This is a genomic window from Micromonospora sp. NBC_01796, assembly GCF_035917455.1.
GTDB lineage: Bacteria > Actinomycetota > Actinomycetes > Mycobacteriales > Micromonosporaceae > Micromonospora_G.
This window is the reverse complement of record NZ_CP109078.1, coordinates 5,082,658-5,095,658: the sequence shown is the minus strand read 5'-3', so window position 1 is coordinate 5,095,658 and position 13,001 is coordinate 5,082,658. Positions and strand designations below refer to the sequence as shown.

Here is a 13,001-nt window from a genome sequence, read left to right as displayed (position 1 = left end):
CATGAGCCTGGTGGCGGAAAGCTACGGAACCGGTCTGCCGATGCTGTGCCTGCCCGGTTTCAGCCTGGCCGGGTCGGCGATGGTGGCCGCACTGGAACCGGCCGTGGCCGCCAGTGCCGGGCTGCGCCGGATCTACCTCGACCTGCCCGGCACCGGCCGGTCCCCGGGTGGCCCGGAGAACTCCGACGGTGTGCTCGACGCGGTCGCCGACTTCGTCGACGCGGAGATCGGCACCGCCCCGTTCCTGGTCGCGGGCTGGTCCTACGGCGGCTACCTCGCCGCCGGGCTGGCCCGGCGCCGGCCGGACCAGGTCGCCGGGCTGCTGCTGATCTGCCACGGCACCAGGATCCTGCCGGCCGACCGGGACGTCCCGGTGGCTCCGGTGGTGAGCGAGCAGGCCGACTGGCTGGTCGACGTGCCCCCGGACCTGCGCACCCACCTGTCGGTGGCATTGGGCAACCGGACCAGGGAGGCGGCCGAACGGGTGGCGATGGTCCTGGCCGCGTCGGGGCCGGGCGACGAGGAGTACCTGGAGCGGCTGCGCAACACCGGTTACCAGCTCTCCGACGAGACCTCCACGCGGGTCTTCCTCGGACCGACCAGCCTGATCGCCGGCCGCCAGGACTACATCGCCGGGTACGCCGACCAGTTCCGTGCCCTGGCCAGCTACCCGGCGGCAAGTTACGCCCTGCTCACCGACGCCGGGCACTACCTGCCGTTCGAGCAGCCGGAGGCGTTCCGCGGGCTGACCCTGGACTGGCTGGCCCGGTGCACGGCGGTGCTCGGCGGGCCACCGCTGGACCACCCCGCCGGCTGACACGGGGCAGAAATCGTGGGGTACGCGGTACACAATCAGCACCCATGAACGACTTCGACTTTCTCATCGGCTCGTGGAACATAGTCAACCGCCAACTCACGAAGATCTTCTCCGACAGCGACGACTGGGACACGTACCCGTCCAGCAGCACCTGCCAGCCGGTCCTCGGCGGGGTGGGCAACGTGGAGGAGATCGTCTTTCCGGAGACCGGTACGCGGGGAATGACGCTTCGGCTGTTCGACACCGAGCGCAAGCAGTGGTCGCTGTACTGGGCGAACAGCCGTACCGGACTGCTCTACCCGCCGGTGGTCGGCACCTTCGCCGACGGCCGGGGTGACTTCTACGGCGACGACACCCACGAAGGTGCGCCGATCAAGGCCCATTTCATCTGGTCCGGCATCACCCCGAACTCGGCCCGTTGGGAGCAGGAGTTCTCCGCCGACGGAGGAGTTACCTGGGAGACGAACTGGGTCATGGAGTTCACCCGGGCCTAGGCACCGGCGCCGCCGGGTGGGGCAGCCGGGTCAGGAAGTCGCGCAGGATCCGTTGCCACTCGCGCGGGCGTTCCAGGTGCAGGTCGTGGCCGGCGTCCGGCAGTTCGACCAGCTCGCTGCCGGGCAGCCGGTCCAGCATCCGCTGGGCCTGGTCCGCCCCGACCACACCCCGACCGGCCCGAACCAGCAGGGTGGGGCAGCGGACCGCCGACCAGTCGGCCCAGAACGGCGTGGTCGACGCCTCGCGTACCGACTCGACCATCAGCTCCGGCACGAACCGGGGCCGCCAGCCGTCGACCTCCTCGGTCAGCCCGTCCGCCCAGGCCCGACCCCGGTCGCCGCCACCGAAGAAACGCACCGCGTCCGCGTACGACGGGAACGGGACCGGCCAGTTGGCCAGCCACTCGCCGATCCTCCTCGGGTCCGCCCGGTCACCGCCCGGCCAGGCGTCGACCACCACCAGGGCCCGGACCAGGCGCGGGTAGCGGGCCGCGGTGAGCATCGCGGTGTGCCCGCCGAGGGAGTGTCCGACCAGCACCACCGGGGCGGCCCGGAGGGCGCCGACCACGGCGGCGACGTCGGCGACGTACGCCGAACGGGTCACCTGCGCGGGGCGGCGTTCGCTGCGGCCGTGTCCGCGCTGGTCCAGGGCGAGCACCCGGTGGGTGCCGTCGAGGGCGGCGGCGCTCGCGTCCCACTCCCCCGCGTGACCGGCCAGCCCGTGCAGGAACAGCACCGGCGGTTGCGGGCCGGACCGGTCGAGGCAGGCCAGTCGTACGCCGTCCCGGCTCACCGTGCGCCACTCGCCGACCGCCACCATGGGCACCCCCTCGCGGGTGGGAACCGCCCACCCCGCCGCCCGAATTCTCGGCCCGCAACGCGGCGACCAGGCAATATCTTCGAGTAACGATTTGATTACTTGACGTGCTGCACTTGCCTGGGAGTCCGATGAACGGGACTCTTTGGTGCGGAACCGCTCGATCGGCGCTCGCCGTACCAGGGAGGCAGTATGCGTTCGTCCCGACCGCCCGCCCGTACGCTCCGACGGATCCTGGCGATCGCCTCGGCGACCCTGCTCGGAGCGGGTCTGAGCACGGTCGCGGCCCAGCCGGCCGGCGCCGCCGGGGTCGGTTACGTCCGGCTCGCCCACCTGTCCCCGGACACCCCGGCCGTCGACGTCTACCTGGGCACGGCCACCGGCTCGGACGAGCCACGAGTCTTCCCCGCGGTCGGCTACGGGGTCGTCTCGGGTTACCTGACCCTGCCGGTCGGCCGGTACGCAGTCGCGATGCGCCAGGCCGGTGCCCCTGCGGACACCAAACCGGTGCTGACCGCCGAGGTGGCGGTGACCGCCGGGGACGCGTACACGGTCGCCGGGGTGGGTCGCTACGCCGACCTGGGGCTGCGGGTCCTCGACGACGACATCAGCGCACCGGCCAGGGGGCGGGCCAAGGTACGCGTGGTGCAGGCCTCCGTACGGGCACCCGTGATCGACGTCGCCGCGGCGGACGGGCCCACCATCGCCGACGCCGTGCAGTTCGCCACCACCACCCCCTACTCCCAGGTCGAGCCGGGCTCGTGGAAGTTGCGACTGAACAGCGCCGGCGGGACCCCGACCACGGCCGACGTACGGCTCGCCGCCGGCACGGTCTACTCGCTCCTGGTGCTCGACGCCGAGCAGGGCGGGCTCACCACCGAGTTGCGGGTCGACGCCCGGGGCGGCGAGGTGGTGCCAGCCGGCGGGGTGGACACCGGCGCGGGCGGCGCCCGGGACGTCATCGGCGCCCAGGACGTGATCGGGCTCGAAGCGTCGGAGGCGAGCGACGACCCCGGCCGGACCTACCCGCTGATCGCCGCCGTCGCGGCCGGTGCCCTGCTGGTCGTGCTCGCGGCGGCAACCGTGCTGCTGCTCCGGCGCCGCGCGCGGCGTACCTGGTGAACACCGCGCCGCCCACGCGTGCCGCCGGGATCAGGCGGCACCGTGGGCGGTGGCCCCACCTCGGGGTACGGACGACAACCGGGCGCCGGGTGCCCTCGGCGAGCGGTGCCCTGGGCGACCCGGACGGGCTCGGACCGGCCGGCGTGGGTGGGGCCCTCGGCGACCCGGACGGGCCCGGACCGGCCGGCGGCCTGCCCCGGCGGACCGGGCTGGCGCTGTTCGGACTCGGTGTCCTGGTGCTCGCCCTGATCACCGGCACCGGGCTGGGCCTGGCCGGTACGGGTCCCGTGACCACGGCCGTGGTGTGGCGGGCGGGCTGCACCACCGACTGCCCGCCCACCGACGCGCAACCGCCCTTCGGCCCGCAACCGTCCATCGGCGCCCGACCGGCGCAACCGGAACCGTCCACCCCACCCGCCGGCCCACCGAGCCGGGTACGGATCCCCCGCATCGGCGTGGACTCGTCCCTTGAGGTGCTCGGCCTGGACCGGTCCGGGCAACTGGCCGCGCCGGCCGACTTCGCCCGGGCCGGCTGGTTCGGCGCCGGTACGGCACCGGGCGACACCGGCCCGGCGGTGATCGCCGGACACGTCGACTCGACCACCGGCCCCGCGGTCTTCTACCGCCTGTACGAGCTGCGCCCGGGCGACCGGATCGAGGTGCTCGGCGGTGAACGTCGGATCCCGTTCGTGGTGGTGGCCACCAGCCGGTACAAGAAGGACGAGTTCCCCACCGCCGAGGTGTACGGCCCCACCCCCGGCCCGGAACTGCGGCTGATCACCTGCGCCGGCACCTTCGACCGCGACACCCGCCACTACCGCGACAACCTGGTCGTCTACGCCGTCGCCGCCCCGTAGGCAGGGCCGCCGGTCAACCCGGATTCCCGCCGGTCAAACCCGGCCTCGCCGAGGACCTGCGGATCCGCATCCCGCAGGTGGGCGGGTCAGAGCCGGCGACGACCCTGGAAGCCGCAGTCGGCGCGGTGGTACCAGCGGATGTCGTCGTCACCCTCCAGCCAGCACCAGAGCACCTGCCGGCCCTCCCGCTCCCCGACGAAGTCGAGCAGCACCGGGGCGAAGCCCTTGACCTGGATCTCGTGCTCGTTGAGCTCCTCCAGGATGCCGTGCAGCCGGGCCTCCAGGGCCTTGACCTCCGGTACGCCACCGAGCGGACTGAGCCCGCCGCCGTCCAGATCGGCCCGTAGCTCCGCCAGGTCGGCGCGCAGCAGGATCAGCTCGTCGATCCGGGGGCGCAGGGTGGCGATCAGGTATCTGGCCTGGGCGAGGGTGAACACACCGGACAGTATGGGCCACCGACCGCCGAACCGGGGCGACCCCGAGCCCGGCTAGTCGCTCTGCGCGGCGATCTCCCGAGCCCGGTCCCGGGCCGCCTCCAGCGCGGCGAGCAGAGCGGCGCGTACGCCGTGCTTCTCCAACTCGCGGATCGCGGAGATGGTGGTGCCGGCCGGCGAGGTGACCGCCTCCCGAAGCTTCACCGGATGTTCACCGGAGTCCCGGAGCATGACCGCCGAGCCGATCGCGGTCTGCACGATCAGTTCGTGGGCGACCTGCCGGGGCAGCCCGAGCAGGATGCCGGCGTCGATCATCGCCTCGACCAGCAGGTAGAAGTAGGCCGGTCCGGAGCCGGAGAGCGCGGTGACGGCGTCCTGCTGCGACTCGGGCACCCGGATGGTCGAGCCCAGCGGGGTGAACATCTCCTCGGCCAGGCTCAGGTGCGCCCCGGTCGCGTACGGACCGGCGGAGATCGCCGTCATCGCCTGGTCGACCAGGGCCGGGGTGTTCGTCATGACCCGGACCACCGGGGTCCCCTCCGGGAGCCGCCGACCGAAGAAGCTCGTCGGCAGGCCCGCGCAGAGCGAGATCACCAGCTTGTCGGCCGGCACCTTCGGGCCGACCTCGTCCAGGAGCGTGCCCGCGTCCTGCGGCTTCACCGAGATGGCGAGCACGTCGGCCTCGGCGACGGCGGTCAGGTTGTCCACCACCCGGATGCCGTACCGGGTGGCGAGTTCCTCGGCCCGGGTCTGCCGCCGGGTGGTGGCCAGCAGCCGGCCCGCCGGCCAACCGGCCCGGAGCAGGCCGGAGAGCATCAACTCACCGATCTTCCCGGTGCCGATCACGGCCACCGTGTGCGCACCCGGTGCCATCTGGTTCCCCCCTCGTCGGTTCCGGTCGCACCGAACCGGGGTGGTCTCCGCTGGCTGGAACCAGCTTCGCGGAGTCCACCCCGGCCCGGGTGGTACGTGGCCGATCAGCTTCCGAAGAAGACCTCGGCCTCTTCGTAGCGCTCGATCGGCACGGTCTTCAGCTCGCGGGTCGCCTCCGCCAGCGGCACCCGGACGATGTCGGTGCCCTGCATGGCGACCATCTTGCCCCAGTCGCCCTCGTTCACGGCGTCGATCGCGTGCAGGCCGAGCCGGGTGGCGAGCACCCGGTCGAACGCGGTCGGGGTGCCACCGCGCTGGATGTGCCCGAGCACGACCGTGCGGGCCTCCTTGCCGGTCTTGGCCTCGATCTCGCCGGCCAGCCACTGCCCGATGCCGCCGAGCCGAACGTGCCCGAAGGAGTCCAGCTCCTGGTTGTGCAGGACCATCTGCCCGTCCAGCGGCTGTGCGCCCTCGGCGACGACCACGATCGGGGCGTACTGCTTCTGGAACCGCTTCTCGACGTAGGTGGCCACCTGCTCCACGTCGAACTGCCGCTCCGGCAGGAGGATCACGTTGGCGCCACCGGCGAGGCCGGCGTGCAGCGCGATCCAGCCGGCGTGCCGGCCCATGACCTCGACCACGAGGGTGCGGTGGTGGCTCTCGGCGGTGGTGTGCAGCCGGTCGATCGCCTCCATCGCGATGTTGACCGCGGTGTCGAAGCCGAACGTGTAGTCGGTCGCGTTGAGGTCGTTGTCGATCGTCTTCGGTACGCCGACCACGTGGACGCCGAGTTCGGTCAGCTTGGTCGCGACGCCGAGGGTGTCCTCGCCGCCGATCGCGACCAGCGCGTCGACGCCCTGCGCGGCAAGGTTGTCCTTGATCCGCTCGACCCCGTTTTCGATCTTGAACGGGTTGGTCCGGGACGAGCCGAGGATGGTCCCGCCGCGCGGCAGGATCCCCCGTACCTCGTCGATGCCGAGCTGCTTGGTCAGCCCCTCCAGCGGACCGCGCCAGCCGTCGCGGAAGCCCACGAACTCGTGACCGTAGGTAGCGACACCCTTACGCACGACCGCTCGGATCACCGCGTTCAGACCCGGACAGTCACCGCCGCCGGTGAGCACGCCGATACGCATGATCTGCTCATCCTCCAGGAGCTTCAGGTAAGCCCAATTCAGCCCCAGGAGCGAAGTCACGTCAGACCATCGGCGTCGTTGCCGGCCCGGGGCGGGCCGTCAATGCGCACTGTAGTCGTCGCGCCGGAGGCAAGCCAGCACGCCTCACGGGCGAGGAGGGACCCGGGTCGACCTTCGGGCGGAGCCGTCGGCCCGGCCGGCATCGACCGGTTTCAGCCGCCCATGGCCCGCCACCGGGCCAGGTTGTGCTGGGCGTCGACCAGCGCGTCATGCCGCTCGGCCGCCGCGTCCGGCAGCGGCGGGCGCCCCAGGTCGTCCCAGCGCTGCCGCAGGTCCTTGGTGAACCGGGGAATCTCCCGGGGCAGCGCCGGCATCGCCCCCCAGAGCTGCGCGAGCGCCACATGGTCGTACGCGGCGTACCAGGCCCACAGCTCCAGCTTCTCGTCCGGACGTCCGCGTACGGGCTCGGTCAGGAACTCGTAGAGCTCGTCGCGGATCCGCTCCCGGGAGCGCCAGACCCGGTCGCCGGGTGACGGGAGCTTGTCCAGCACGTTGCGGCGGACCCAGGGCACGGCTCGGGAGTCGTCGAACTGCGTGGAGACGGCGTAGAACTCCCGGCCGTACTCGTCGACGACGCCGATCGACACGAGGTCGACGATCCGGCCGTCCTCGATGAATTCGCAGTCGTAGAAATAGCGGTAAACCATCCCCGCCATCCTCGCCCACCCGCTCTGCGGGTCCGGCGCCGGGGGCGTACCCGATCATCGGCACGGTCCCCGGTGGTGCCGCCGGCCGGTCGCCCGGCTGTCAGCGGCGCGTCCCCCGGCCGCTCACGCGACCGGCCGGACGACGGGCGCAGCACGCTCGCCGTCCGGCCGGTCGCGGCACCCCGCGACCCCAATCCGCCACGCCCCCGTACAGCCCCCACCCAGCGGCGGATCTGAGCACAAGAATGCCGGTCGCCAGGACGCAGGACTGTCACAGAAGCGATTCGAGGGGTGTACAGCACGCGACAGGACCGTCATGATCTGATGTGTACCGCTACCGGACGGGTCATCCGGTGTCAGATCATGTTGCTCTCGGGGGCGAGAGCCTCGACCGAAAGCAGACTGTGAGGGGTTGAGCCTTGGAGGTTCGCCTGCCGGAGCCGGGTGACGCGCTCACGGGTGTGCAGATGTTCGCCGGCCTCGAACCGGAGGTACGGCAGCGGGTGATCGCTGCCGCGGTCCCGCGCACCTATCGCAAGGGCCAACTGCTGTTCGTCGAGAACGACCCCGGCGAGTCACTGATCGTGCTGCGTCGCGGCGCGGTGGTCGTCTTCCGTACGGCACCGACCGGCGAGCGTGCCGTGCTGTCGGTGATCCGGCCGCCCGACGTACTCGGTGAGGTGTCCCTCCTGGACGCCTCCACCCGCTCCCTGTCGGCCGAGGCGATCGAGGACTGCACCGCGCTCGCCCTGTCCCGGGGCGCCTTCATGGAGCTGGTCCACTCCAACCCGCGCATCCTCGACGCGGTGATGCGGTCGTTGGGCGGCCTGATCCGCCGGCTCACCGAGCAGAACGCCGACCACGTCTTCCTCGACCTGCCCGGCCGGGTGGCCAAGACCCTGGTCCGGCTGGCCGGCGAGAGCCAGGCGCCGATGATCACGATCGAGCTGAACCAGAGTCAGCTCGCGGAGATGGCCGGCGGTTCGCGGCAGAGCGTCAACCAGGCGATCGGCTCCTTCGCCAGCCGGGGTTGGCTGCGTACGGAGGGGCGCCGGATCGTGGTGACCGATGTGGCGGCGTTGCGTCGCCGAGCGGGCATGTCCGACCGCTGATCGGCGTACACATTCCGGCCGAACGGAACGTGGGGCCCCGCCGGTCGCTCTCGGCGACCCGCGGAACCCCACGGTTCCCGCTGTGTTGCGGCAGCCCGGAAATCAGGGCTTGGTGCTGGTCGGTCCGACCCAGTCGGTGTCGGCGCCGCCGCCACCGGAGCCGCCGCCCGCCTCGCCCACGATTCCCTCGGCCTGGAGCCGGGCCAGCGTCGCGGCGTCCACATCGACCATCGCGCCCGCGGAGTGGTTGACACCCGCGTCGTCGGTCCACCCCTGTGCCAGCTGGACGTACACCATCGACGTATCTCCCTAACATCGCTCGATCACTTGGCTGCCCGACTGTAGCCGGCAGGCGCTCGGGTCAGCCGGCCGAACGAGTGTCTGCTAGCCAACAGCCCGGTTACCGACACTGGCGCGGACCGGCGATACTCGGCGTTGGCGACCAACACGGCCAGCACCCCGCAACACGGCCAGCAAGCCGCAACCCGGCCAGCACACCGCAAGCCGGGCAGCGGCACGACCGGTTCGCCACCAGTGCTTCGGCTGGCGCTCCCGTCTGGTTGCGGCAGCACGACCCATCCCGACCCGACTGCGGTAGGAGGACGTTATCTCCGCTCCGTGTGCCAAGTGTGGCCGGATCGCCGCAGCCGAGGACCGCTTCTGCGGCGGCTGCGGCAACGAACTCGTGCCCGCCTGCCCGCACTGCGATCGGCCGCTGGCCACCAACGCGGCGTTCTGCACCTCCTGCGGCAAACCCCGCCCGGGTGGGGCGACCCGGCCGGCGACCACCGCGCAGGAGGACCGGCGGCGGGTCAGTGTCCTCTTTGTCGACTTGATCGACTTCACCCCGTACGTGGAGCGGGCCGACCCGGAACTCGTCCGTGGCATGCAGACGAGCTTCTTCTCCGCCGCCCGCCGAGTCGTCGGTCAGTACGGCGGGGTGGTGGAGAAGTACATCGGGGACGCGGTGATGGCGTTGTTCGGGGCGCCGGTGGCGACCGAGACCGACGCGTTGCGGTGTGTCCGGGCCGGGTTGGAGTTGCAGCGGGTACTGGCCCGGTTCGCCCCCGCCGACGCCGGTGGTCTGCGGTTCCGGGTCGGGGTGTCGACCGGTGAGGCCCTCGTGGACGTGGCCGCCGCCCGCGACGGCGGTCAGGCGATCGTCGCCGGTGACGTGGTCAACACCGCCTCCCGGATGCAGTCGGTCGCGCCCCCCGGCGGCGTGCTCGTCTGCGGCAACACGTACCTGCTGACGAAGGACGCGATCCGGTACGACGAGCAGCCGCCGGTGACGCTGCGTGGGCGGTCGTCGCCGACCGAGGTGTGGTTGGCCCTCGCGCCGGTACGCCGACAGCACCCGGACCGGGAACTCGACTCGACCCCGCTGATCGACCGGGAACACGAGCTGGGCCTGCTGGTCAACGCCCTGCACCGGTCGGTCCGGGAACAGATCCCGCAGGTGGTCACGGTCTTCGGTCGGGCCGGGATCGGCAAGAGTCGGCTGGTCCGGGAGCTGTTCCGGCACGCTGACCGGCTGATCGACGAACCGGTCACCTGGCGTACCGGGCGCTGCCCACCGTTCGGGGAGAACGTCACCTTCGCCGCGCTCGCCGACATCGTGAAGTCCGAGGCGGGAATCCTGGACACCGACCCGGCGTCGGTCGCCGCCCAACGTCTCGAGTCGGCGGTCAGCGAACTGGTCGCCACCAACGGCGAGACCGCCCGGGTGGTGGACGCGCTGCGCCCCCTGGTCGGGTTGCCGGGGCCGGCGCTGCCGGTGGAGGAGACCGAGTCGGCCTGGCGGCGGTTGCTGGTGGCCCTGGCCGCCCGGCGGCCGACCGTACTGGTCTTCGAGGACCTGCACTGGGCGGACGAGGCGATGCTGCGCTTCGTGGAACTGCTCGGCGCCTCGGCCCGGGACGTACCGCTGGTGCTGCTCTGCACCGCACGGCCGGAACTGGTCGACCGGGAACCGAGCTGGGCGGCGAGCATCACCTCGTCGCTGACCATCAACCTGCCGCCGCTGCGCAACACCGGCATCGCCTCGCTCTACGCGCACATGTTCGGCCAGGCCGCGTTCTCCGCCGACATGCTCAGCCCGCTGGTCGAGGTCGCCGACGGCAACCCGCTCTACGCGTACGAGTACGTCCGGATGCTGATCGAGCAGGGTGCGTTGCGGCAGTCGGGGCGGGGGTGGTCGCTGGAGAAGCAGCACGACCTGCCGATGCCGGACAGCGTGCACGCGGTCATCGCCAACCGGGTCGACCTGCTCGACGTGAACGACCGTACGGTGCTGCTGGCCGCGTCGGTGGTCGGGATGCAGTTCTGGCCCGGTGCGGTCGCCTCGGCGCTCGGCCAGCCGGTCGAGTCGGTGGAGCGGGCCCTGCGCCGGCTGGAGCAGCGGGACTTCGTCCACGAGCAGGCCGGGTCCATCATGGCCGGTCAGCCGGAGTTCCGGTTCCGCCACGTGCTGGTACGCGACGTCTGTTACCAGCGGTTGCCGCGTACCGAGCGGGTGGCCCGGCACGAGCGTACGGCGGACTGGCTGGACGCGCTGTCGCGCAGCCGGGACACCGACCTGGCCGAGGTCCTGGCCCACCACCGCTGGGCGGCGCACGAGATCGCCGGCACCCTCGGGGTGGACACCGAGCGGTACGCCCCGGCCGCACGGGACGCGCTGCACCGGGCGGCCCGCCGGGCGTACGCGTTGCACGCCCTGGACGCCGCGGCCAACCACGCGGCCAAGGCCCTGCTGCTCGCCGGCCTCGACGACAAGCTGGACCGGCTCCAACTGGAACTGCTCAGCACCGAGATCTCGTTCTTCCGGGACGGGCGGGCGTTCCTGTCCGGTGGCGGGACCGAGCAGTTGACCGCGCTCGCCGACCGGCTCTACGCGATCAACGACCAGGGTTCGGCCGCCCGCGCCTGGACCCTGCTCGGGCACGCGGCCTGGCTGCGTGCCGACCGGGCGGCGGCCCTGGCCTGCCTGGACCGGGCGGTGGAACTGTTCGACGCGCTGCCCGACAGCGAGCAGAAGGCCGAGGCGTACGCCGAACTCGGCCGGCTGCACATGCTCAACATGGAACGCGACCCGGCGCTCGCCGCCGCCGGTGCCGCGGCCGACATCGCCGAACGGCTCGGACTGGTCGAGGCGCAGACCAACGCCCGGATCACCATGGCGTCGACCCGCTACTACGCCGGTGACCGGACCGGGCTGGACGAGTTGCACGCGGCCGTCCAGTTCTGCCGGACGCACAAGCTCCAGGCCCTGACCCGGGCCATGCAGAACCTCGCGTACGCGATGCTGGAGGAGGGCGACTGGGTCCAGTCCAACGCCATGCTCACCGCCGCCGCGGCCGAGCAGGGCGACGAGCAGACGCTGACCACCGGTTATTCCGGCGAGGCGATGCGGGCGTACTTCAACGGCGAGTTCGGCAAGCTCCTCGCCGCCGCGGACGCGTTCGTCGACACCGACGAGGGCCGCTGGGACATGCAGGTCCGGGGGCTGCGCGCCTGCCTGCGGGTGCTGCGCGGCGAACCGGTGCCGAGCGGCCGGGACAGCCTGGCGAACCGGGCCGCCCAGGCCGCCCTGCCATCGGGTACGGCCACCGCGTCGACCGGGGCGGCGGCGGGCGGGGCGGCGGCGGGCGGGGCGGCGCAGCCGAGCGGACCGCAGGCCGTACCGGCTCAGCCGGTGTCGGTGCCGGCCGGGGGTCAGCCGGTGCCGCTGGCGGACGACATCGCCGAGGCGTTGGAGACGGCCCGTCGCAGCGGGTTCCACCGGCTGCACTGGACCGTGCTGGGGCCGGCCGCCCTCTGCCGAGCCCTCCAGGGGCGCAGTGCGGACGTGGTCGAGTTGATCGACGAGTTGGCCGACACCTGGGCCCCGGTGCCGGCCCTGGCCAGCGGTGAGTGGATCACCGCAGCCGCGTACGCCGCCGCGCTGACCGGGCGGGACCAGGCGGTACGCGTACGCGGGATGTTGGACCGGGTCACGCACCGTACGCCGTGGGCGGAGGCCGCGCTGCGTACGGTGACCGCCGCGGTGGCCGCTGCGGACGGTGACCATCACCGCGCGGCCCAGCTCTACGCGGCGGCGGCGGAGATCTACGCGCAGATCCCGGACGTGACCGACCGGATGCTGGCGCTGGCGCTGGCCGGAGGTGAGCTGAGCCGTTCGGGCGAGCGGGCGACCGCGCAGGTCACGCTCGCCGAGGTACGCGCGTTCGCGCTGCGCAACCAGGCGCCCGGTCTGCTCCGGTTGGGCGGAAACCCGGGTGGCGCGGGCGGGTGGTCGCCGGTCCTCGCCTCCTGAGAAGGGCCGCTCGCACCCCCGCCGGTAAGGTTTTCGGCCTTTGCGACGAAGGTCACTTTTCACTCGATCATGAACGGGGTGGGGATCCGATCCGACCCGGCTCCCGATCAGTCGGCACAGCACGAGCGTCGGTCCCGACCGGATTCCGCGCGTACGCGACCCTCCCCACGGGGTGATCTGTCAGGAATGAGCCTACGAAGCGAGTACGGCGCGCCACAACGCACTCCCGGAACCCGCGCCTGGCGTGTCACGATTCAAGGCACGGCACGCGCGATCGCGCGCGACGGGGGTCTGGGTCGGGCGCGCGCACGCGCCGGTGA

12 protein-coding genes are annotated in these 13,001 nt (G+C 72.2%); 6 read left to right on the top strand and 6 right to left on the bottom strand.

Translation table 11 applies throughout. The features are described 5' to 3' along the window. The first annotated feature begins 1 nt into the window (after position 1). Both OIE47_RS23585 and OIE47_RS23580 read left to right on the top strand, forming a co-directional pair. Positions 2-817 carry an alpha/beta fold hydrolase gene (locus OIE47_RS23585; RefSeq protein WP_326556705.1) on the top strand — a complete coding sequence of 272 codons (816 nt, stop codon included), beginning with the start codon at positions 2-4 and terminating at the stop codon, positions 815-817. 44 nt (positions 818-861) lie between these two features. Further along, entirely contained in the window at positions 862-1,311 is a 450-nt protein-coding gene (locus OIE47_RS23580) for a hypothetical protein (RefSeq protein ID WP_326556704.1), read from the top strand. Here the strand turns inward: OIE47_RS23580 and OIE47_RS23575 are convergent. Beyond that, entirely contained in the window at positions 1,298-2,131 is an 834-nt protein-coding gene (locus OIE47_RS23575; protein ID WP_326556703.1) for an alpha/beta fold hydrolase, read from the bottom strand. The two genes, OIE47_RS23580 and OIE47_RS23575, sit on opposite strands and share 14 nt — an antisense overlap. 189 nt (positions 2,132-2,320) lie before the next feature. Between OIE47_RS23575 and OIE47_RS23570 the strand changes: the two genes are divergently transcribed. Together OIE47_RS23570 and OIE47_RS23565 are read left to right on the top strand one after the other, a co-directional pair. Beyond that, complete coding sequence (locus OIE47_RS23570) at positions 2,321-3,250, top strand: DUF4397 domain-containing protein (protein ID WP_326556702.1); 930 nt, start codon at positions 2,321-2,323, stop codon at positions 3,248-3,250. After that, positions 3,247-4,107: a class F sortase gene (locus OIE47_RS23565; protein ID WP_326556701.1), complete on the top strand. Its 861-nt coding sequence runs from the start codon at positions 3,247-3,249 to the stop codon at positions 4,105-4,107. The genes OIE47_RS23570 and OIE47_RS23565 overlap by 4 nt, the downstream gene beginning before the upstream one ends. An 86-nt stretch (positions 4,108-4,193) precedes the next feature. Here the strand turns inward: OIE47_RS23565 and OIE47_RS23560 are convergent, their stop codons facing one another. The 4 genes from OIE47_RS23560 to OIE47_RS23545 all read right to left on the bottom strand — a co-directional run bounded on the left by OIE47_RS23560 (position 4,194) and on the right by OIE47_RS23545 (position 7,254). Then, complete coding sequence (locus OIE47_RS23560; RefSeq protein ID WP_326556700.1) at positions 4,194-4,544, bottom strand: DUF2203 domain-containing protein; 351 nt, start codon at positions 4,542-4,544, stop codon at positions 4,194-4,196. Positions 4,545-4,595: 51 nt separating this feature from the next. After that, positions 4,596-5,414, bottom strand: a complete 819-nt coding sequence (proC, locus tag OIE47_RS23555) for a pyrroline-5-carboxylate reductase (RefSeq protein ID WP_326556699.1) — start codon at positions 5,412-5,414, stop codon at positions 4,596-4,598. A 104-nt stretch (positions 5,415-5,518) separates the two neighbouring features. Then, positions 5,519-6,547: a 6-phosphofructokinase gene (locus OIE47_RS23550; protein ID WP_326556698.1), complete on the bottom strand. Its 1,029-nt coding sequence runs from the start codon at positions 6,545-6,547 to the stop codon at positions 5,519-5,521. Between the two features lie 212 nt (positions 6,548-6,759). After that, on the bottom strand, positions 6,760-7,254 hold the full coding sequence (locus tag OIE47_RS23545) for a polyadenylate-specific 3'-exoribonuclease AS (protein ID WP_326563211.1): 495 nt from the start codon (positions 7,252-7,254) through the stop codon (positions 6,760-6,762). A gap of 419 nt (positions 7,255-7,673) precedes the next feature. Here OIE47_RS23545 and OIE47_RS23540 point away from each other — a divergent pair, with 419 nt between their 5' ends. Next, the gene (locus OIE47_RS23540; RefSeq protein WP_326556697.1) at positions 7,674-8,366 is read left to right on the top strand and encodes a Crp/Fnr family transcriptional regulator; all 693 of its coding nucleotides are present in this window, start codon (positions 7,674-7,676) and stop codon (positions 8,364-8,366) included. Between the two features lie 102 nt (positions 8,367-8,468). Here OIE47_RS23540 and OIE47_RS23535 read toward each other — a convergent pair whose 3' ends face one another. After that, positions 8,469-8,663 (bottom strand): hypothetical protein, encoded by a 195-nt coding sequence (locus OIE47_RS23535; protein WP_326556696.1) that lies wholly within the window; start codon positions 8,661-8,663, stop codon positions 8,469-8,471. Positions 8,664-8,973: 310 nt separating this feature from the next. Here OIE47_RS23535 and OIE47_RS23530 point away from each other — a divergent pair, with 310 nt between their 5' ends. Next, on the top strand, positions 8,974-12,681 hold the full coding sequence (locus OIE47_RS23530) for an adenylate/guanylate cyclase domain-containing protein (RefSeq protein WP_326563210.1): 3,708 nt from the start codon (positions 8,974-8,976) through the stop codon (positions 12,679-12,681). Positions 12,682-13,001 lie beyond the last annotated feature (320 nt).